General features: G+C 41.5%; 20 protein-coding genes and 6 tRNA genes. 3 read left to right on the top strand and 23 right to left on the bottom strand.

The features are described from left to right. Positions 1-46: 46 nt before the first annotated feature. From rlmD to AC6I2O_RS15210, 4 genes are all read right to left on the bottom strand, one after another. Positions 47-1,441, bottom strand: coding sequence for a 23S rRNA (uracil(1939)-C(5))-methyltransferase RlmD (gene rlmD, locus AC6I2O_RS15195; protein WP_497743121.1), 1,395 nt, complete (start codon positions 1,439-1,441; stop codon positions 47-49). 143 nt (positions 1,442-1,584) lie between these two features. Next, complete coding sequence (locus tag AC6I2O_RS15200) at positions 1,585-1,917, bottom strand: hypothetical protein (RefSeq protein WP_120390842.1); 333 nt, start codon at positions 1,915-1,917, stop codon at positions 1,585-1,587. Positions 1,918-2,005: 88 nt separating this feature from the next. Beyond that, positions 2,006-4,234: a DNA helicase PcrA gene (gene pcrA, locus AC6I2O_RS15205; RefSeq protein ID WP_120390843.1), complete on the bottom strand. Its 2,229-nt coding sequence runs from the start codon at positions 4,232-4,234 to the stop codon at positions 2,006-2,008. 38 nt (positions 4,235-4,272) lie between these two features. Then, positions 4,273-4,503 carry a hypothetical protein gene (locus tag AC6I2O_RS15210; RefSeq protein ID WP_497743122.1) on the bottom strand — a complete coding sequence of 77 codons (231 nt, stop codon included), beginning with the start codon at positions 4,501-4,503 and terminating at the stop codon, positions 4,273-4,275. A gap of 313 nt (positions 4,504-4,816) precedes the next feature. Between AC6I2O_RS15210 and AC6I2O_RS15215 the strand changes: the two genes are divergently transcribed. After that, positions 4,817-5,422, top strand: coding sequence for a DUF1836 domain-containing protein (locus AC6I2O_RS15215; protein ID WP_120390844.1), 606 nt, complete (start codon positions 4,817-4,819; stop codon positions 5,420-5,422). Positions 5,423-5,528: 106 nt separating this feature from the next. On the opposite strand, the gene AC6I2O_RS15220 is transcribed toward AC6I2O_RS15215, so the two are convergent. From AC6I2O_RS15220 to AC6I2O_RS15230, 3 genes are all read right to left on the bottom strand, one after another. Further along, positions 5,529-5,843, bottom strand: coding sequence for a YerC/YecD family TrpR-related protein (locus AC6I2O_RS15220; RefSeq protein WP_120390845.1), 315 nt, complete (start codon positions 5,841-5,843; stop codon positions 5,529-5,531). Between the two features lie 135 nt (positions 5,844-5,978). Further along, positions 5,979-6,707, bottom strand: a complete 729-nt coding sequence (locus tag AC6I2O_RS15225; RefSeq protein ID WP_120390846.1) for a phosphatase — start codon at positions 6,705-6,707, stop codon at positions 5,979-5,981. 230 nt (positions 6,708-6,937) lie between these two features. Then, on the bottom strand, positions 6,938-7,894 hold the full coding sequence (locus AC6I2O_RS15230) for an ABC transporter substrate-binding protein (protein ID WP_497743346.1): 957 nt from the start codon (positions 7,892-7,894) through the stop codon (positions 6,938-6,940). 300 nt (positions 7,895-8,194) lie between these two features. Between AC6I2O_RS15230 and AC6I2O_RS15235 the strand changes: the two genes are divergently transcribed. Together AC6I2O_RS15235 and AC6I2O_RS15240 are read left to right on the top strand one after the other, a co-directional pair. After that, positions 8,195-8,267, top strand: a tRNA-Ala gene (locus AC6I2O_RS15235). 4 nt (positions 8,268-8,271) lie between these two features. Next, positions 8,272-8,344, top strand: a tRNA-Ala gene (locus tag AC6I2O_RS15240). 113 nt (positions 8,345-8,457) lie between these two features. Here AC6I2O_RS15240 and AC6I2O_RS15245 read toward each other — a convergent pair. From AC6I2O_RS15245 to AC6I2O_RS15320, 16 genes are all read right to left on the bottom strand, one after another. After that, on the bottom strand, positions 8,458-10,563 hold the full coding sequence (locus AC6I2O_RS15245) for a hypothetical protein (protein WP_497743123.1): 2,106 nt from the start codon (positions 10,561-10,563) through the stop codon (positions 8,458-8,460). 226 nt (positions 10,564-10,789) lie between these two features. Then, positions 10,790-10,869: transfer RNA gene (locus AC6I2O_RS15250), tRNA-Leu, on the bottom strand. A 53-nt stretch (positions 10,870-10,922) separates the two neighbouring features. Then, positions 10,923-10,994, bottom strand: a tRNA-Gln gene (locus AC6I2O_RS15255). Positions 10,995-11,041: 47 nt separating this feature from the next. After that, positions 11,042-11,115: transfer RNA gene (locus tag AC6I2O_RS15260), tRNA-His, on the bottom strand. Between the two features lie 15 nt (positions 11,116-11,130). Then, positions 11,131-11,204, bottom strand: a tRNA-Arg gene (locus tag AC6I2O_RS15265). A 191-nt stretch (positions 11,205-11,395) separates the two neighbouring features. Further along, positions 11,396-12,514: a tyrosine-type recombinase/integrase gene (locus AC6I2O_RS15270; protein ID WP_497743124.1), complete on the bottom strand. Its 1,119-nt coding sequence runs from the start codon at positions 12,512-12,514 to the stop codon at positions 11,396-11,398. A 160-nt stretch (positions 12,515-12,674) separates the two neighbouring features. Then, positions 12,675-12,908 (bottom strand): polya polymerase, encoded by a 234-nt coding sequence (locus AC6I2O_RS15275; protein ID WP_497743125.1) that lies wholly within the window; start codon positions 12,906-12,908, stop codon positions 12,675-12,677. 149 nt (positions 12,909-13,057) lie between these two features. Beyond that, positions 13,058-14,056 carry a DUF3310 domain-containing protein gene (locus AC6I2O_RS15280; protein WP_497743126.1) on the bottom strand — a complete coding sequence of 333 codons (999 nt, stop codon included), beginning with the start codon at positions 14,054-14,056 and terminating at the stop codon, positions 13,058-13,060. 206 nt (positions 14,057-14,262) lie between these two features. Next, positions 14,263-14,967 (bottom strand): metallophosphoesterase family protein, encoded by a 705-nt coding sequence (locus tag AC6I2O_RS15285; RefSeq protein WP_497743127.1) that lies wholly within the window; start codon positions 14,965-14,967, stop codon positions 14,263-14,265. Between the two features lie 12 nt (positions 14,968-14,979). Next, on the bottom strand, positions 14,980-15,618 hold the full coding sequence (locus AC6I2O_RS15290) for a vWA domain-containing protein (protein WP_497743128.1): 639 nt from the start codon (positions 15,616-15,618) through the stop codon (positions 14,980-14,982). Between the two features lie 442 nt (positions 15,619-16,060). Beyond that, positions 16,061-16,492, bottom strand: coding sequence for a dUTP diphosphatase (locus AC6I2O_RS15295; protein ID WP_497743129.1), 432 nt, complete (start codon positions 16,490-16,492; stop codon positions 16,061-16,063). Continuing rightward, on the bottom strand, positions 16,492-16,761 hold the full coding sequence (locus AC6I2O_RS15300; protein ID WP_497743130.1) for a hypothetical protein: 270 nt from the start codon (positions 16,759-16,761) through the stop codon (positions 16,492-16,494). The genes AC6I2O_RS15295 and AC6I2O_RS15300 overlap by 1 nt, the downstream gene beginning before the upstream one ends. A gap of 18 nt (positions 16,762-16,779) precedes the next feature. Further along, complete coding sequence (locus AC6I2O_RS15305; RefSeq protein WP_497743131.1) at positions 16,780-16,956, bottom strand: hypothetical protein; 177 nt, start codon at positions 16,954-16,956, stop codon at positions 16,780-16,782. Positions 16,957-16,966: 10 nt separating this feature from the next. Then, positions 16,967-18,373 carry a ribonucleotide reductase barrel domain-containing protein gene (locus tag AC6I2O_RS15310; protein WP_497743347.1) on the bottom strand — a complete coding sequence of 469 codons (1,407 nt, stop codon included), beginning with the start codon at positions 18,371-18,373 and terminating at the stop codon, positions 16,967-16,969. Between the two features lie 146 nt (positions 18,374-18,519). Further along, the gene (locus tag AC6I2O_RS15315; RefSeq protein WP_497743348.1) at positions 18,520-19,353 is read right to left on the bottom strand and encodes a GIY-YIG nuclease family protein; all 834 of its coding nucleotides are present in this window, start codon (positions 19,351-19,353) and stop codon (positions 18,520-18,522) included. 141 nt (positions 19,354-19,494) lie between these two features. Then, entirely contained in the window at positions 19,495-20,343 is an 849-nt protein-coding gene (locus AC6I2O_RS15320) for a ribonucleotide reductase barrel domain-containing protein (RefSeq protein ID WP_497743132.1), read from the bottom strand. Between the last annotated feature and the right edge of the window lie 10 nt (positions 20,344-20,353).

The following is a 20,353-nucleotide window of genomic DNA, read 5'->3' on the forward strand; positions in this document are numbered from 1 at the left end:
TCCACAAACACAAAATGCTTATAAAACTGCTTAAAATAAAGGATTTCTAGATATGTTTCCTTTGTATCAACACGACACATTCTGTATGCACCGTCTGAGGAAACATATCCACGCAACACGCCCACTCCACCCGGTATCCTTTCTCCAAAAACACCGCAAGGTCCCTTACCAAGCTCGTCGGCTTACAAGAGATGTACACGAGCCGCTCTACGCCATAATCAATAATTTTCGGCAAAGCCTTCGGATGAATGCCGTCGCGCGGCGGGTCAAGAACGATAAAATCCGGTTTCTCGGTCACTGCATCTAATACCTTCAGAACATCTCCTGCAATAAATTCGCAATTTGTAAGGTTGTTCAACGCAGCATTCTCCCGTGCCGCCTCCACAGCCTCTTCCACAATCTCCACACCGATCACCTTTTTTGCCACCGAAGCAAGAATCTGTGCTATGGTGCCTGTCCCGCTATAGAGATCAAAGACTGTCATATCTTTCGTATCGCCAATATACCCGCGTGCTGCACTGTACAGCACTTCCGCGCCGAGTGAATTGGTCTGAAAAAAGGAAAACGGCGTTATTTTAAACCGAAGCCCCAGGATTGTCTCATAAAAATAATCCTGACCAAACAAGATTCTGGTTTCATCGCTGCGAACAACATCTGCCAGAGAATCATTTATAATATGAAGAATTCCCACAATCTTTCCCTCCAGAGCAAGCGCCCGCAACTGTTCCACCAGAGGAGTGAAATCCCAATCGGCCTGACTCGTTGTCACAAGGTTGACAAGAATTTCACCAGTGGTCTGAGCGCGGCGCAGCAGAAGATGGCGCAGAAAACCCTCATGAGAAATTTTATGATAATACGGCAGATTCTTATCCTTACAGTACTTCAGAATACAGGACAGAATTCGGTTCATATCCGTATGAACAATTTTACAATCCTCTGCCGTCAGGATATCATAAGTACTTCCTTTTTTATGCAGTCCAAGGCAGAGTGGTCCGTCCTTGTATTCATCTCCAAAGGAAAATTCCATCTTATTGCGATAGGCGAACTCACTCGGACTGGGATGGATTCCGTCAAACTGGTAGTCCGGGTTTCCGTCCGCATCCACCTGTCCGCCTGCCTTCAACGCCTCATCCAGAAGCTGCCGGATTTGATTTTCCTTCATCTTCAGCTGCTCCTCATATTCCATCGTCTGATACATACAGCCCCCGCAGGCAGGAAAAATACTGCATTGCGGCTCCCTTGTTTCAAAAGGTGATTTTTCCAGCACCTCCATCAGTCGGCCTTCCGCATGCGTTTTTCTCTTTTTATGTACCATAAAACGAACCTTCTGGCCCGGCATCCCGTTTTTTACGATCACCTTCCCTTCCTCTGTCCGCACAATTCCTTTATTCGGGAAGTCCACCCGCTCAATGATTCCTTCTGCAATCTGTCCCTTTTTCAATCTGTAATCCTCCTGTCTCAAAACATAAAATTTCAATACTTCTGACGTAATACTATTTTGTCTATGTTGTTCCACGCGAGCAGTTTTTACCTACTGATATAAAAAGAAGCAGGTGCCTGTCGACATCTGCTCTTTTCTTGATTTTATTCTTCGACTTTCTGCTCCGGTGTCTCCTCTGAAACTTCTGCCTCCGGCTCAGCTTCCTTTTCCGGCTCTTTCTTTTCTTCCTGCTTTTCAACTTTCTCTTCGTCCATCTCCGGGAAATCGTCGTCCTCAAAGAAATCTTCAAAGTCGTCGTCGAAGTCCTCTTCAAAATCCTCGAGATAATCCGGTGAGAAATAACGATATACGGCGTATGCAATTCCTGCAACTGCTGCCACTGCACCAATCACAGCCAGAATCCAGAGCAGTGCATTTTTATGCTTCTCATCCTCTTTCTTCTGTAATAATGCTAAAAGTTCGTCAAATTTATTCATTTTGAACACGTCCTTTCTTTTCCTACGTTCACTTTAAGATAGTATATCACAGTGACCGGAATTTTACTATAAAAATTTTCGACTTTTATTATATTTTCACAAGCTTCGCAAAGGAAGCAAACATTTTTTTCACGCCAACTCGGTCAAACTCGACCGTCACCTCATAGTCGCGGCCGCCTTCCACGATATTTTTAACCGTTCCCTCGCCAAATTTTATGTGACGTACACGGTCGCCTGTTGCATAGTCGAGCTCAGATGACTTTTTCACCTGGAACTGCTGCGGAACAAACGCTTTTGTGCGGAACACTTCACGTGCCTGCTGATAATGCGTCTGCGCCCGCTCACGCTGCGTTTTCGGCTGTTCCTTTTCTTTGGAGACATTTTCTTGCCGCTGGAACAGCTCCTGCGGAATATCCTCAACAAAACGGGAAACCCGGTTGTAATGGATCTCTCCACGCACCATACGCTGCCGCGCCGCAGTCAGATAAATCTGCTTCATGGCACGCGTAATGCCCACATAACAAAGTCTTCGCTCCTCTTCAATATCCAGCGGATCTTCTGATGTAATGCTCATATAGCTCGGAAACATGCCATCCTCCATCCCGACAAGAAATACATTGGGAAATTCGAGGCCCTTTGCACTGTGCAGGGTCATCATCAGCACATGATCCGGATCTTCTTCCAGACTGTCTATATCCGCAACAAGAGCCACTTCCTCCAGAAAACCATTCAGGCTGTGTGTTTCATGATCCTGATTTTCATCGTAGGCTGCTGCCTTGTTCAAAAGCTCTCCAATATTTTCAATACGCTCCTGTGCCTCGTCCGTGCCCTCTGCTTCCAATTCTCTGCGGTAACCGGTGGTCTCGATCACATCCTCAATCAGGTCCTTCACAGTAAAAAACTCTTCTTTACTGCGAAACGTCTGAATCATCTGTACGAAATTCTGGAGCTTCATCGCACTTTTTCCAATTCCAGGGATCGTCTCAGCCACACGCAGCGCATTATAAAAACTTGCTTCATGCGCAATCGCATATTCCTGTACGCGAGTAATGGTCGTTGCGCCAATGCCACGCTTTGGCACGTTGATAATTCGGCGTACTGCCAAATCATCTTCCGCATTTGCAATTGTTTTCAGATATGCCAGGATATCCTTAATTTCCTTACGCGCGTAGAAATTTACGCCGCCCACAATCTTGTAGGGAATGTTCGCCAGCAGAAATTTCTCCTCGAACATACGCGACTGAGCATTCGTGCGGTACAAAATCGCACACGCTCCATATTTCCAGTCACCGCGCTGTACGTGGCCATTGATAATACCGGAAACATACTCCGCCTCCTCAAAACCATTCATGAACTGGCGGAATTTCACCTTGTCCCCAGAACCGTTTGCCGTCCACAGACGTTTGCTCTTTCTTCCGCTGTTGTGACTGATCACCTCATTTGCCGCATCAAGAATATTTTGGGTAGAACGATAATTCTGTTCCAGTCTTATCACCTTCGCATCCGGGAAAAACTGTTCAAAATTCAGAATATTTCCAATGTTTGCTCCCCGGAATTTGTAAATAGACTGGTCGTCGTCTCCCACCACACACAGATTTCCATATTTGGAAGCCAGCATACTCACCAGCTTAAATTGCGCCGTATTGGTGTCCTGGTACTCATCCACCATGATGAATCGAAAACGTTCCTGATAAGAATCCAGTATATCGGGGCAACTTTGAAACAGTTCCACTGTTTTAAAAATCAGATCATCAAAATCCAGCGCATTGCAGTTTTTGAGCTCCTTCTGATACTCGCGGTAAACGCTGGCAGCCATTTGCAGCCGGAAATCCCCCTGTGCTTTCAGCGCATACTCTTCCGGGCCGGTCAGTTCATCTTTTGCGGAAGAAATGACGCTCATAAAAAAACGCTCCTTATAGAGCTTTGTATCCACCTGCAACCGTTTGCAGATTTCTTTTATCACGGATTTCTGGTCGTCCGCGTCATAAATTGTAAAATTCGTGTTGAAACCAATCCGGTCTATGTAGCGGCGCAAAATGCGGACACATGTACTGTGAAACGTGGTCACCCAGGCCCGGTCAGCTTCCCCATTGAGCATGTGGTTGACGCGCTCCCGCATTTCCCCGGCTGCCTTATTTGTGAACGTAATCGCCATAATGTTCCACGGATCAACGCCCCGCTCCTCCATCAGCCACGCAATCCGGTGCGTCAGCACCCTCGTTTTCCCGGAACCGGCCCCTGCAAGAATCAGAAGCGGGCCCTCATAATGGCACACTGCCTCATACTGCTCCGGATTTAAAGTATCATATATACTCATGCTGTTTTTCCGCCTTTCCCTCTTTCCACTGTTCTTCTCTACTCATCAAATTCTGCCACAACCGTGTAGCCGCTCTCATCGGCCCGTACCTCTGCCACAACACCTTCCCGCACTACAAGCCGTTCCCTGTTCGTATAATTTGCAGACATCGCAATAGCCGGCTCAATCGTATAATACCAGCTCGCTGGAAGTACCCCTTCGGAAACTGTAACCGGATCTCCCGGTTTTACCAGCCCCTCCCGTTCCATTTTAAATTCCATTCTGCGCATCCGCTGCCTCCTTTGCCAAGATCAAAAATGTTTTTTCTTCTGCATTCTGACAGAACCTGACGTAATCCGTAACTTTTATTTTACCTGATACAGGCTTTCCTTGCAACCATAAATTCTCTTCCCTCAGTTATTTTCAGATTGCCTTTTTCAAACATTTCTCCTGTTTTTTCGCTTTTTTCAAGCCTTAGCTCTCCATTTCACACTTGTCATATCCTTTCAAAAACTGTATAATCCAGTTTATAAACGGATCATTGCGAAACTTTTCCCGGCGTTTTACAATTCCTTAATACAGTTTGTAAAAAGAGGTGAATTCATGAAACAGGAATACACAAAACTTCTGTCTAATGTTCTAAAACAGATGGCAAATACGGATCACATCCAGCTGAATGATATTCCGAACATTGATTTATATATGGATCAGGTCACACACTTCATGGAAGAGCATCTGGAAGGCTCCAAACGCTACCAAGATGATAAAATCCTCACCAAAACCATGATAAACAATTATACGAAAAACAAGCTCCTTCCGCCTCCGCAAAAAAAGCGGTACTCCAAAGAGCATATGCTGGTTCTGATCTTTATCTATTATTTTAAAAGTTTCCTTCCGCTCGGAGACATTCAGGCGATTTTAACGCCTGTAACAGAGCACTTTTTTAACGCAAATCAGGATTACAATATTCAGAATATCTATTCCGAAATATATTCGCTCGGCAAAACACAGATCAGCGAAACGATACAGGATATCATAGACAGCTTTCATCACGCTGCCAATTCCTTTAAGGACTGCCCGGAAGAAAAACGCGAGTTCATGCAGCTATTTTCCTTTATCTGCCTGCTCAGTTTCGACATTTACTTGAAAAAAGAGGTCATAGAAAAAATGGTCGACTCGCTGCCCAGATTACCCGACGAAAAAAAATAGTGGTATTATGGAAGATAAAATCAATGCAAAAAGGGTTGTGCAAAATCAATGTTTCTGCACAGCCCTTTTCGAAACTGAAATAATAAGCTTCATTATGTATGTCGTATCAGCTTTCTTTAATTTCCCGCGTCTCTCCGTTTTTCATACGTGCAAAGACCATCTCGTATCCGTCGTTCCCATAATTCAGAGAACGATTCACACGGCTGATCGTTGCCGTAGAAGCGCCGGTCTTTTCTGCAATCTCCAGATACGTCTTCTTTTCCTTCAGCATATGCGCCACTTCAAACCGCTGAGAAAGCGAAAGCAGCTCATTGATCGTACATACATCCTCAAAAAACAGATAACACTCCTCTTTGTTTCTGAGACACATCACAGCCTCAAACAGCTCATCCACTGCGTCAGTGTGAATCTTTTTACTCATATCCAGCCCTCTCCTATATCAATAGTTGCAAAACTGCATTCTCTTTTTATTTTAACACGTTACTTTAGTACTGTAAAGTGTTTTATATATTTTTAAGAACTTGCGCCGCCTGCAACTATCCCCCACTTTCTCCTCTCACTGTTTCTGTTTCCGAAACCGATTCGTATATTTTTTATATTCCTCCACGCTGCGGTTCACAATGAGCTCCTCTGGAAAATTCATCTCTTTCAAAAGCTTGTCTGCATACGTATGGTTCCCAACATCCGCAGCACAGTGGCTGTCACTGTTTACAATAATGGGCGTCTTATAAGAACGGCATAATTCCAGCATCTTTCTGTCATTTGGAACCGGATTCTTGCGTGCGCCCTTCGCACTCAGAGAACTGTTATTCAGCTCCAGAAGAACATGATGCTCTTTTGCTGCCGCCACAAGCTCCTCATAATCCACCGGATAACGTCCGTCATCCGGATGCCCGATAATATTCACTGCCGGATTTTCCATTACCCTGAGATATGCTCTCGTGTTCTCTGCCTGCGTTCCCGGCCGGATGCACGGTGTGTGCAAGCTGGCTACCACAACATCCATCTGTGCAAGAAGCCCCTGCTCCATGTCAAGCTTCCCCTCAAAATCCATAATATTCACTTCCGTTCCAAACAGCACCTCGATGCCAAACATCTGTCTCGGTAAAACCTTAAGATTTAAAAAGTAAAACTCATGACAGGTCCCTGGCATTGCCATTGCATGCTCGGTCAGCGCCAACAGCTCAAGTCCTTTTTCTGCCGCTGTCTGCGCCATCTCATAAATCGTATTATACGCATGGCCACTCGCAATCGTATGGGCATGTGAATCCAACACACTCCTCATTTTTCCATCTCCTTTCAAAGATTTATCGCACGCAAAACACGTTGCGTTTTGCTGATTTACGCTTACTTTTTACCTTTGCATAAAATAAGAATCGGACAGGATGTCCAAAGCATTCCTGCCGACCAAAAAGCAGAACGCCCTGCATCCTCCCTGCCAGAGCGTCCTTACTTATTATAACCAGAAATCAAATAAAATTCAACAAATGCCCTTAACCGGATCTATCGATCCAACTATTTTGCTGCCGTTTCCGCATACTCTGTGTTTACAAGCGCTTCATACGGAACCCGTTCTTCAAGCTCTCCTGCATCTTCCAGAATATCCTGCAAAAGCTCAAAACTCTCTTTTTCAAATACGAGATTTTCTTTCCAGGTATCCTGCTCATAGTAACGTGTTACAATCGTTGTAATGGTCTCAAGATCTGTCTCTGCAAACTGCGGTGCAATTGTCTCTGCAATTTCCTCCGGTGTATGGGTATTCACATAATCCATTCCCTTCTGAAGTGCGTTTGTGAAACCCTGCACCAGATCCGGATGTTCCTCCATATAGCTGGTCTTTGTGCTGTACGCCGTATACGGCACATAACCGGAATCCGTACCGAGAGAAGCGACAACATATCCGACGCCCTCTTTCTCAAGCGTTGTGGCACCAGGCTCGAATTCTACGGTGAACTCCCCCTGATTACCGGAAAATGCTGCTGCCGTTGAACCGAAATCAATCGACTGGTCTATGTTGACATCGTTCTGCGGATCAATGCCATTCTGCCGGAGAATATACTCAAAGACCATTTCCGGCATACCGCCTTTTCTACCGCCAAGTACATCCTTCCCTTTCAAATCTTCCCATGAAAAGTCCGGCATTTCTTCTCTTGCTACCAGGAAATTGCCGGCACGCTGTGTCAGCTGCGCAAAATTCACAGGAGTATCCTGAGCACCGCCGCTGTACGTATAAATGGATGCTTCCGATCCCATAAATCCAATATCTGCCTCACCTGACAAAAGAGCAGTCATAGTCTTATCTGCTCCAAAACCAGTTACCAGCGTCAATTTGATTCCTTCTTCCTCAAAATAGCCAAGCTCAATCGCTGCATACTGCGGTGCATAGAAAATAGAGTGTGCTACTTCGTTTAATGTGACCTCCTGAAGCTCCGGTGCTTTTTCCACCTCCTCTGCTGCTGTAACGCCGGACATACTGCCAAGCATCAGCCCCAGAGAACATGCGAGTGACAAAACTTTTCTTTTCATAAAAATCTCCTTTTTATCAGCTTAACGTAATATATGCATCAAGCAAATAAACCGTGCATTCCATCTCACCTTCACAGAGATCCGAAAAGTACGATAAAACGATTTTTAAAAATAATATTGCATTTCAGCTTCCGTATGATATAATACAAACAGTGCAAAACTAAACAGAAGATTCCCATAGAAGGTATGGAGCATGCTTCATTTGCAGTTATTCATAGCAACGCAAAGCGAAGCATGAAATGAAACGGGGTATTAGCGCAGCTGGGAGCGCGCCACACTGGCAGTGTGGAGGCCACGGGTTCGAGTCCCGTATACTCCATTTTGGGGATATAGCTCAGCTGGGAGAGCGATGCGTTCGCAACGCATAGGTCAGGGGTTCGAGTCCCCCTATCTCCACGATTGAAAAACCGCGTATTTACGGAAATGCCGTATTTACGCGGTTTTTTGTTATTCAGGATAGTGCACATTTTGCATTTTAGACTTCAGCTAAGTCTATTTTTCTTTATTGATTAATGAGCTAAAACAAACCATACGCTGGAAACCGTCAAAACCGGAATCCCAACGCCCAGCATGAATGACCAATTCACAGACGACTCTGTTTTTGGTGTGCTGTCAGGCTTCCAAATAAAATCTGTTGTTTCCTGATTTACTTCATGTCGTGTGACTTCCATGTTCTGTATTGTTGTAATGCTCTCAATTTGAACAGGCTCTTGCGAGTTCACATGAAGTTCATTTCCAGTTTCACTGATACTGACAGTACCTGTGCCCGTGCCAGCAGCCTGCGCAAGGATAACTTCCTCATTTCCTGTAAGCATCTGTCCTGCCTGAAAAGTAAAATCATCGCCGGTAAACGCAATTCCGTTTTCCGCCGAAACAGAAACATCTTCAATGCCGTTTGCTTCTATAAAATAATAGCCCTCTCCGGTATTGATACTGAGATTGACATCCTCATCCGGCGAACATTTTATCGAATAATTTCCGGAATCGGGAAGCTCCATGCGGGAGTATACCTGACTTGCATTGTCCCCCAAATCGTTCACAATACTGGGCATCCAATTCACTGCCTGAGTCTCACCCGTCATTTGTCCATCCTCTAAAAGGATTCCCTCCGAAGAAGAATCCCAGTCGATCCGTAAAAATGAAAGAGGCAGAATAACAGATATAATAGACTTCTTGCCGCTTTCTATCATATCGCTTTCCGTTTGGCTGTCAAGCTCCTCTACATCCTCCTCAGATACTTTCACAGGTTTATGTTTTGCTATTTTATCAATATCAATTAACTGTAAATTACTGAAATTATCCGGACGAATCTCATGGCTATAACTTTGTATTACAAAATCAGAATAATCATCTTTGATGTACATATGGTAATAAAAACCATCCGGATTCTCTTCCCTGACAGAATTTATATCATAAAATACAAGGTCATAAATCCCCAAAGTCGGATAAGAAATGAGATCTTTTACTACTACCGCGTGTCCGCCCCCGTCATACGAGTAGGTCAGCATTTGCTGTTTGTCGGAATTTGCAATCTCCTCTACCATGCTCTTAAGATCATCCGGTTTCCATCGGCCAAACCAGCCAGTATGGACAATACTGTTATAATCTTCTTTTTCCATCAAAAACTGCATCATATAAAGGTAACAAAGCTCATGATACAAGTCGTCATTGGTATTCGGTGTCTCCATTCCGAAGAAGGTCATTGCCTCTGTATCAAAATCAGAAACCCAAAGCTTTTCCTCTTTCACAAGCCCCATCATAGCTGAAATGCCGTAACAAATCCCGCCTCTTTCTCTTGATAACTGCCTTTCAATATCCGCAGCCGTTCCTTTTTTTTCGCCGGCAAGCAAAACTTTCTTCTGTGCTTCCGTAATCTCGTATTTCTCACGCTTATTAAGGCCTTCCTCAGTGTGATAAAAACTGTTGTTATCCACGCCCAATACCAGATTACGAGTTTTTATTACAGTCGACGCCAGCGGTCCCCAGTAGGTATTCTCTTCACTCAGAGGATCATAACAACCGGAAGTATCTTCTGTCTCAAAAGAAGAACTCCCGCCGTCGGCAAGACTGTAGCTTCCGGTTTCCGTATACACGAGTTCTGTTTTGTTGTCATTCAATCTGACAATGCCTTCTGAAATCTCGCCGGTTCCAGCTGATACCACACAATTGAATACCATACGCTCCCCGTCCGCTGTGCTTGCGAATCCGTAGCGAATCGGTATCGGAGGATCTGTGATAAACAGCAATTCCGAGGTCACCTCTTCTTTTCCTTTCAAGTCAAAAACAAGCAGCCGTTCAACCGGTCTATCCCATTCGTCCATTTCGATGACACCGACAATCATTTCTGGTTCTACATCATCATCCAGATTGCCGCACCAAAAAGAGTACGGGCCTGAATAAGTTTTCCCTTCCGACAGTTCGTTCCCGGAGGCTAAACCTTTCACCGTCTTCTGCAAAACCTCGATTTGAGTAGTCTTACTGTTCAACTCCTGAAAATTTAAGCCATTTGACTCTTTCGCATCACTCTTCTGCCCCCAAATGCATACCAGTAACGACAAAAACAGAAATTTTATGCATCCTTTTGCAATCCACCTGCATTGCCTCATCTTTTCCATCATTTTCCCCCTTAAACAATCTGAATGCTCATCTATGCAAACGTCATTTTTCTTTTCCACATCTCTCTGAAAAGTTCCCAAACAAATAAAAATTTCAAATCGCAGAACATTAAAAGGAACCTCTACAGCAGAATATGCCAGGAATAAACGAATAATAGAAAAGAAAAAGAACGGAAAAATCCGAAGCCTCCTCAATGAGAACAGGACCCGGATCATCATAATCTGATGCGGATAACAGGACTCGAACCTGCACGGTCTCCCAATGGCACCTAAAACCATCGCGTCTGCCAATTCCGCCATATCCGCACATCAAATAACTTTTAAACAAAAGATACCAGACGATCATACAGACTGGTAAACTGGGCCAGCTGGATTCGAACCAGCGACTGCAGGAGTCAAAGTCCTGTGCCTTACCGCTTGGCGATGACCCATTAATCAAATACCCCGCAGAAATCTACGGGGTATTTAAAAATAACAGGGTGGATAAAGGGATTCGAACCCTTGGCCTCCAGAGCCACAATCTGGCGCGCTAACCAACTGCGCTATACCCACCATATATTTTAAAAACGAGCCTGAAGGGATTCGAACCCCCGACCCACGGCTTAGAAGGCCGTTGCTCTATCCAACTGAGCTACAGACTCAGGAAAGCGGGTGATGGGAATCGAACCCACTACCCTACCCTACAACCCTTGATTTATAAGGGTTCTCAGATCGTAGTTATCAAATGTAACCACTTCGTAATCAGTATGTATCTCCTGACCACAGTTTCATACTATACCAGTAAATTCGTATTTTGTAAAGCACTATTTTCATTTTTTAAAACTTTTTTAATTTAGATGGCTCCAGCTTGCTCAATGCAATTCTTTTTCGTTGCCATGTCAGACACATCATACGTGTAATTATGTTCATTCACCTTTTCACTATGTCCAAGTAAGGCAGCTGCTACTGTTGCTGATACGCCGTTGCACCTCATGTTAGAATTCAGCGTTCTACGTAAAGCATGTACCCCCTTGCGACTGGAAAACTCACTTGTGCTTGTATTCTTTGTGGCACTATTAGAAATATAGTTCGCATGTACTCTTCCATGCGCCCCACTGAACACGAACTCTGTCACCCAACGATTCTTTTCTTCTAATTCATAAGTCATTTCCAGAACCTTCGCCATATCATCTGTTAAAGGGATGTAACGTTCTTTACCATTTTTTGTGCATTCAATGGTATATTCTCCTGTTATCCTGTTAAGTTTTTCTGAAGCATGTATATGGATCAATTGGTTCTCAAAATCTATATCACTCCATCTTAAACCGGATAACTCTCCAGCTCTCATACCTGTGTAGAAAGCGAACTCAATGGCACATTTTTCTACTGTTGGCCTTCTTCTGAACTTATAAATTAAAGCTGTTTTTTCTTCATTCGATACTGTTCTTTCTTTAGCTGTTTTCTTCTTAGGCTCTGCACATAGTTTTTGGAATATAGGGAGGTCTACATAGTCGCACGGATTCTCCTTAATCAGCTTATCGGTACGACATTTTTCAAATACACCCCTTAGATATCCAAAAGCACCTTTTAATGCGCGATAGGGAATCTCTTTTGTCGTCAAAATATTAGTAAGGTGTTCCGATATGGCTTCTTCTGTTATATACCTGACATCTCTTTTTTCAAATGGAGTGTTTTCAAAAAAGCGTTTATAATCAGCTTTGTACTTATAGATAGTATTAGGCGACCGGCCACATACTTCCTGTCTGTGCACCCATATGTCATACCGACACTTAAATAAAAATTGATCACCTTGTTTGGCGTTATCGACAATGGCTGCTTCTATATCCTCCTTATTCTTTTTCTTGATGTGTTTTCTTTTTTCATTTACGATAATGTAAGTATGCCAGTAACCATCTTTGCCCAGCCAAATGCTCTGAGGATGCTCTTTTAAAATTTTTTCTTTCTTCGTCATCTCTACACCTTGCTGGATGCTTGTCATGTCAATTATACCATTATCCAGTGCATACTTCAATAATTCATTTGTTGATTGTTGGCCTATAATTCATCACTCCTGTTCAATAAATATTTTTAAGGGTGAAGAGAGATCCCTCCTCCACCCCTACCCTCTATTATTACATACCATTTATCATGAAATTAATCAGTTTATTGGTGTCATTAGGATCGTATGTCACGATCTCCATTTCATCAATACACCCATCAGAAAACAGCTTCGCAATACTGAAATACTGCGCGAGCTTAGACTTAAGATTCAGCCTAATGTCGTCTCCTACCAATTCCACTTTTCCCTGACACGTGTCAATCACTTTAAACAGTCCTTCAATATTCGTTATGTTATTTAATTTCATCGTTTTCTCCTTCAATACTTTTATATTTTGTACATTCTTTATTCTTTATCTTATATTTTTTCATACTAAAAGGTTCTCCCCAAGGCGCTCTACAGTAGTGATAATAACAGTCCTGCTTAGGGCATGTTATGCAGTCGCAATATACTATTTTAACTGGCATTATTTAACTCCATCAGCTTGTTCTGATACCACTGAGCTTTCTTAATATCTTCTTCGCCATTCTTTTTGTCAAACCGCCACTGATATTTGAATGCATTACACTTGCAGAAATCCTTCACAGCTTCTGAACCATATGCCGCAATCATAGCATCTATGCATTCAATGTCTCCTGCAGCATAATGAGACGGTTTACTAACTGCATCAAACTGTGTAGTTGATTCAACAGGTACTGGGGTAGTTGTGGCACTGACAGACGCTTCAGATTTCTCTGTATCGTCTAAGCCATAGAAAAGAAGTTCATCTGCATACGGAAGTGATCTTGCCCATGCTATAAAGTCTTTTGACCATTCATCAAGCTTATGGTGCTGTCTCTGGCGGATCATAGAATAGATGTTTTCGTAGTCTAGTGTTACTGCACGCTTCTGGTTATAACTTGATGGCAGTAACTGAATTAACTGATACCATACTTCCTTATCTTTCGGCTGGCGATCTTTGTTGCCCAACACATAAATTTCCCTCCAGTAGTTAAGTACATCAATCGTATTTTGTAAGGCTTTTAGAGATATTGGCTCCAAGCGTTCATACGAAAAGTCTGCTAATGCAAATGCTTTAGCTGTAATCTTATGCATCGTGCTACAACTATTCGCTACAGTTCCTACTTTGTAAGTATCGTACTCTTTCCACCAATACAACGGGGCCGTAATATCAACCCAAACTTCGATCTGTCTTAAGAACTTACGATGCTCTGATCCAGCTTTAATAAGCGACTGTGCGAGTTTCAAATCATTTGGTCCAATAACAAATTTTAACTCTACTGGACATGGAAGAAGCATTGAACATGTTTCCTCAATATTATTGGGACATTTGTCACATGCCTTTTCTTCATAAAATGCCGAACTATCAGCTTTGTCCCAAGAATTCATAGGATTACGCATTCCTCTGAGTGCGTGTTCAAATCCATATGTATCTGTATTTTCAAATTTCAACATTTATAATTCCTCCAATTTATCATAAAAATTTTGTACTTTACTCTCATCACCTATAGCGGTGACTACAACTGTATTTCCCATTAGCATAGTAAGACCTAAGATAGATAATCCATCTATTGTCCTGCTACCACACTTAACATCAAATGATAGCTCGTCTTTGTATTTAAAGCATAAAGAATATAACGCTTTTACATCGTCTACACTGTTTAACCGATACGTCCTTCTGTTACCTCTTCTATTGGAATAATAGAGTTATAAAGCAAATGATGCTTTTCACTAACTTGCATATCTCCATGATAATGGCCAAAATACCACATCTTATAATCCAACTGATTAGCCAGTTCTTGCAAGAAATCAGTTAAGTCATCTGATCCTTTTAAAACATTTGGCTTTAATAACTTCCTCAGTGTTTCATACTGAGTTAAGGTTGGAGCTGCGTGAGTGCATACATAGTCTACTTTCCAATCTACTCTATCGAGGTTAGCAAGCGCATTCTTATATTCTGTTTCTGATGGTAGTTCTTCAGGCCACCAGCTAATTCCTTCTATACGGTACACCTTATCAACAGAAGTTCCACCGCCCATTACAAAGATCTTCTTACCTTCTATATCAAATACTTCTCCCCTCATAAGGTGTAAAATAGAAGGGCGAATCTTATGTACTCTTCCACCATGCCACTCTTCTTCTGGGAAGGAAAAAATCAAAGGAAAGTTTTCATGATTACCATCAACAAATAAGATCGTACCTGGCATTTTATCTAAAAGATCCAACGACTCATGTTCAAATTCACTGTCGTCCCATAACCATCCAAAATCACCACAGACGATAAGGTAATCCTCTTCTTTCATTTCATGGTATTTAATTTTCAAGCTATCTATGTGTCTATGAGTATCTCCAGTAACGTAAATCATACAGTGCCCTCCTTACTGAATATTCTCCAAATTTTTCTGTATTGTTGCAGACAGCTCATCTTGTGAAACTACACCCCTAGATCTCATATACGATGTAGTATCAGCTACGACAGTGTATGTACTGCTTAGTCCACCAGCACTCTTAGTATACGTATGAGAATGGCTGATACCATAAGACCCGCCAACCTGTTTTGCGTCTATGCCAGCTCCTAAGAACATAAAAGTCCAATTGTAAGTATTCTGTTGAAGCTGAATCATACGTTTGACCATATCTTGTGTGTATTCCTTACTAGCATTCTCGTAACCGTCTGTAGTGATGACTACAAGTACCTTTCCCGGCCTCTCCTCCTCTGGAGTATTAGCAAGTCGTATTCCAACTTCATCAATTGTTGTTCCTATCGCATCAAGCAATGCTGTTGTCCCCATAGGTGTATAAGATATATCCAGTGATGTAACTTCATTAATATCTACTGCATCGTGTATTTTATATACTGCATTATTAAACAACACCGTAGTTACTTTACATTCTCCTGCTTCTTTCTTCTGTTTTTCAATAAATGAGTCAAACCCTCCAATGGTGTCGTCCTTGAGTGGACTCATGGATCCACTTTCATCTAATATAAAAATTACTTCTATAAGATTGTTATTCATTGTGTACGTTCCTTTCTTTTTAGTTATAAAAACTAAAGATGATTCCAGTATTTATTTCCCTCGTCGCTTGTTGTATAATATTCTCAGATATTCTTGTGATTGTATGTAGCGCATTGCAATCCACTTGCACGACAGAATATCCAACATTCCTTGTTATGCGACTTTTCTGCACAAGGAGGCGATAAAGAATGAACGCTTTTTCATTCTATTTTGGCTCCATCTGTGTTCTGTGTGGTACTAAAATTATAATTTTCTTGTTAACCAAATGCGACAAAATTAGAAATATAAGTATCAAACTTAACATGCGAGATGGATTAAAAATTACAGGTCGCTTTTATAAGTAATATAAAAGTGCAGGAAGGAGTGAATAAAGCTGTGGCTAACTGGTCACAGCTTTATTTTTTTACTGAAACCCTCCATAGTTGTCTGTTTAATCTACTGATTACTGTTTACCTGTACTACCATGACCTCCACGGTCTTCATTACCGAGAACAGCCACTTCATCGAACTGGATCTCTGGCTGCTTCTGAACAATTCTAAACTGACAGATGCGGTCATTTACATGGATTACAGTATCTCTAAGAGCATATGCCGGAAAGAACCACTGATCATTATCTCCACAATAAGACTCATCAATAACACCCTGATGATTTGTTTGGATGATACCAAAGTTCTTAAATGTAGAGCTGCGTGGTACAACATGAGCTTCATAGCCTGTTGGTAACCGCATAGCGACTCCTAAAGGAATCAAAGCAAACTCTCCTGCTTTTAATGTAACTTCTTTGGCTGTCCTAAGATCAATCCAGTCACCCTTATCAATCTTTGTAAGCTTTTCGATCTCATCGGTAAAATATTTAATTCTGATCGGCTCCATTAGTTCTCCTCCTTAGAAGCCTCACGCTTTGCTTTAATTGAGTCTTTGATGGTTTTAGCAAATGCTTCTTTAATAGCATGTGTAGCTTTAATTTCTGCACACAGAACCTTCGGGTTGTCTGCAAAGTATCTTTTCTTCTTAGAGGTATCTCGTGGGACATTTCCATCCCACTTCTTTTCTCTGTAGGCCCCCCATGCATCAACAAATCCTCCTCTTGTTGACTGTTTTCTAACTACTCCTCTTTCTACTTTTCTAATCGCATTGCTCATATGTATTTTCTCCTTTTCTTATTGATTAAATTGCGAGGCTGTCCATCCGATCAGCCAATTTTCATATCCAGATTCGCCACAATTCGGGCAGTCATATTCTGGCATCGAAGCTAGTTTGTTAAATAAGCTTTCATGTGGTCCCGCCTCCACATATACACGGTGTCCACATTTTTTACATATCAATACTAAAAACATCTTCTTCTCCTTAGTCGCACTTTGTCCATCCACATGAAGGACAGGTCATACAACCACCTTCAAAGCGAAGCTCTTCTCCGCACTTCGGGCATGGATTTATTACTTGTTTATCTGTTGCTATTTCATCTTCTTGAGATGCATCAGAGTCACATGACAAATCTCTCTGCAACTCTTCGTACATGTCAATTAGTGCATTACCTATAGCGACAGGACAGCTAGATCCTTTGCTTGTATCCTTCTTAGTCGCTGCTCTTACTGCATATGAAGGGCATGTCCCACTACTTTTAAGTTGATCGACAATTGAGTAAATGTCCACCCCAGCTCGTGCTGCAAGTGAAATTAACCTAGATAAACCAATCATAAATTGGTTGCATCCACCGAGACTCCCTTTGCTGAAATATGTTTCTAAAAGCTCTCCGGTATCTGGATCAAAGAAAGCTTCACAATGAAGTGTGCCACATCCAGTTCTCAATGTACGTTTACGGCCTACACAATTATCGTCGGCCTTAATAATCATGCCTCGTTGTAATTCAATTGATTGATGTGTTGTGGATTGTTCTGGCAAATTGCCAGTAGTAGAAAGGATCCCTGTACGTTTACAGCCATCCCTAAAGATTGTTACGCCCTTAAGACCTTTTTGCCATGCAAGCATATATAGATCTTCAACTTGTTCAATGGTAAAATCGTTTGGTACATTCACAGTAGAGCTAATTGAAGCGTCAATATGTTCTTGCCATACTGATTGCATCCCGATACGCTCTTTGTAATTCAGATCTTGAGCTGTGATAAAATAGTCCGGAAGCTGTGAATCATCCGTAAGACCATGTTCTTCCATATACGTTTTAACTATAGGTGTATACACCTTGTAATACTCGTCATGTCCGTGTAGCGATTCTGTTTTACGTTCATAATAGTTCGCATAAATTGGCTCTATACCGCCTGACACCCCCAGCATTGACGAAAGTGAACCTGTAGGCGCAATCGTTAAGAGTTGTGAATTGGCTAAACCATTATAGAAAATTTTATCTTTGAGAGATAATGGCATATGCCCTTGGGCGAATCGTGATGCCATTACTTTCTCTGCATTCCATTTAAGATATGGATTAGCATCTTCTGCTATCCACAGAGAAGATGTTATAGCCGCTCTAGCCATTGTACGTCCTATTTCATCACATAGTCTCAGTGAATCGCTGCTTCCATACCTAATTCCCATTTTAATAAGCATATCTGCAAGACCAAAGATACCTAAACCAATTTGTCTCCAGTCTCTAACGCTGTCACGTTGCTCCTGTAATGGATGCAACGGAAGTCCTTCATCTAAGACATTGTTTAAAGCTTTTACAGCTATATGTACAGCATCTGTAAATGATTTATAATCAAATTTCTTGTCGTCGGTTACAAATTCAGATAGATTAATACTACCGAGTAAGCACGACCCGCCTGCCGGAAGAGGCTCCTCCTAATTATTACCGCAAAAGCTTTTTATCTTTTGCTTCTGGAAATTTCTTTCATACTCATAGTTCGGCAGAAGTCTATGAGATACGTCTGTCAATTCAGACCAGTCTAGCATACATTTTCTTTGGAAATATCTATTACATGTTTTAATGCGTTTAAGAATTCTTTTTTAGATTTTACATTTTCATAACAAGCAAATAGACTACGAATATCCTTTATTCCATACTCTACCTGCATTAAGTCTAATAAAGGTTGTAATGTTGGAACAATTTTATTATATGGGCAATTTAAAACAAGGCTTCGATTTTCTAATGTCCATTCTTCTATTTTATGTTTAATAGTGGATTTTAAACGAAGATTCTTAAGATGGGTTTTTGTTGCGGCTGCGTCTACACCTTTTTCCCAAGTACGGGCGCGAGCACTACACTCAAGACTACAAAATTTTTTTGAATTGGCTATATGCTGGGGATAATAAAAAATTTGCTTACAAACAGGACATCCAATAGGGTATTTTTTAATATTTTGTTTCATAGTTTCTGTTCCTTTTAACAGGCCATCTCTCATTTTCTTAGCTGTTATAGGATCTTTCCATTTTTCTTTGGTCGTTAAACCTATCTTCTTCTTTGTTTCTTCTGATTTTTCTCCCTGTGAATTCCCACCTGAATCTAAATTATAACCAAACATTTTATTATTAGAGTTGTAATATTGAATCCAATAACGTTCTTTTTCATTCAAGTCTTCATGTGTATTGGCCTGATCTATTTGTTCAAACGTAAAATTGTCTATTCCATATTTATTCAGCGCATTATGAAAATACACTGTTGGTCTTTTATTACACCTAGCCTCTCTAGCATGTTGATTTTTTCTATACTTTAACGTATTTTTTGTTTGCCCGATATACACTTTATTATTGACCTTATTTGTTGCTTTATATATAATCAGTTATTTTTGCCCCCTTATCATTAGAATATATTCCCAAAGTTCCGTACTCGTGGATGGATTATTGCTCACTTAATGCTCACCATCTATGCGTTACAATCCCCTGTGCTGCAGTGGGATCTCGGTATTCCCATATCTTATGACTTAGGGTTCACCGATTTTACGGAATGTTTTACTTGCGCCCAAGACCTCTGCTAAAGCACAAGGATTGACTCCTGCATAGGAAAAGTCCATATCTTCACTGAGTAAATTCCATTCTCTCACTCTGTCCCAGAATAACATTCCAGGCTCTGCATAATCCCAATTCATTTCGCAGAACTTATGGAAGATCTCTTTTGCTCGTACCTCTTTCTCAATCGTTTCTCCAGTTTCATCTCTATGGTAAGTTAACTTATAAGGCTTATCATCCATCACAGCTTTCATAAATTCATCTGTTATCCTTACAGAAATATTAGCCTTGGTTATCTTATTTAGATCAGATTTTAATCCTATAAATTCTTCAAGGTCAGGATGATCACATGGAATAGAAATCATCAATGCTCCTCGTCTTCCATTCTGTCCTATGAGATCTGTAGTTAAATTATAAAGATCCATGAAGCTTACTGCTCCCGATGTTTCTCTAGCTGCATTATTCACCTTGGCACCACGAGGAGCAAGCTTCCCTATGTCAACTCCACATCCTCCTCCATAACTATATGTACGAGCTAACTGTTTTGCACAATCATATATTGATTCTATTGAATCTTCTGGTGGTGACACCACATAGCAATTACTATATGAAATCTTTTTTCCGCATTTATCTAATCCTCTATTTGATAAAATTCTTCCACCAAAGAGAAATTTCTTTTCTTTAATAAGCTGTTTTACACTTTCATCTCCACCTGACACTCTATCAAGCCACTCGTCAAAACTCTCATCGTTGTACCGATACTTCTTTTCCCATATATCAATACCTAATTGATTCTCTTCGCCTAACCATTCTTGTACTGTCAATATAATATCC

Source organism: Blautia sp. St.27G3 (assembly GCF_059728505.1).

Bases quoted from the DNA above. Each gene is read 5' to 3' on its own strand.
- AC6I2O_RS15200 (WP_120390842.1), bottom strand. From the start codon at position 1,917: ATGAATAAATTTGACGAACTTTTAGCATTATTACAGAAGAAAGAGGAT.
- pcrA (WP_120390843.1), bottom strand. From the start codon at position 4,234: ATGAGTATATATGATACTTTAAATCCGGAGCAGTATGAGGCAGTGTGC.
- AC6I2O_RS15210 (WP_497743122.1), bottom strand. From the start codon at position 4,503: ATGCGCAGAATGGAATTTAAAATGGAACGGGAGGGGCTGGTAAAACCG.
- AC6I2O_RS15215 (WP_120390844.1), top strand. From the start codon at position 4,817: ATGAAACAGGAATACACAAAACTTCTGTCTAATGTTCTAAAACAGATG.
- AC6I2O_RS15220 (WP_120390845.1), bottom strand. From the start codon at position 5,843: ATGAGTAAAAAGATTCACACTGACGCAGTGGATGAGCTGTTTGAGGCT.
- AC6I2O_RS15225 (WP_120390846.1), bottom strand. From the start codon at position 6,707: ATGAGGAGTGTGTTGGATTCACATGCCCATACGATTGCGAGTGGCCAT.
- AC6I2O_RS15230 (WP_497743346.1), bottom strand. From the start codon at position 7,894: ATGTCCGGCGTTACAGCAGCAGAGGAGGTGGAAAAAGCACCGGAGCTT.
- AC6I2O_RS15245 (WP_497743123.1), bottom strand. From the start codon at position 10,563: ATGGAAAAGATGAGGCAATGCAGGTGGATTGCAAAAGGATGCATAAAA.
- AC6I2O_RS15270 (WP_497743124.1), bottom strand. From the start codon at position 12,514: ATGACGAAGAAAGAAAAAATTTTAAAAGAGCATCCTCAGAGCATTTGG.
- AC6I2O_RS15275 (WP_497743125.1), bottom strand. From the start codon at position 12,908: ATGAAATTAAATAACATAACGAATATTGAAGGACTGTTTAAAGTGATT.
- AC6I2O_RS15280 (WP_497743126.1), bottom strand. From the start codon at position 14,056: ATGTTGAAATTTGAAAATACAGATACATATGGATTTGAACACGCACTC.
- AC6I2O_RS15285 (WP_497743127.1), bottom strand. From the start codon at position 14,967: ATGATTTACGTTACTGGAGATACTCATAGACACATAGATAGCTTGAAA.
- AC6I2O_RS15290 (WP_497743128.1), bottom strand. From the start codon at position 15,618: ATGAATAACAATCTTATAGAAGTAATTTTTATATTAGATGAAAGTGGA.
- AC6I2O_RS15295 (WP_497743129.1), bottom strand. From the start codon at position 16,492: ATGGAGCCGATCAGAATTAAATATTTTACCGATGAGATCGAAAAGCTT.
- AC6I2O_RS15300 (WP_497743130.1), bottom strand. From the start codon at position 16,761: ATGAGCAATGCGATTAGAAAAGTAGAAAGAGGAGTAGTTAGAAAACAG.
- AC6I2O_RS15305 (WP_497743131.1), bottom strand. From the start codon at position 16,956: ATGTTTTTAGTATTGATATGTAAAAAATGTGGACACCGTGTATATGTG.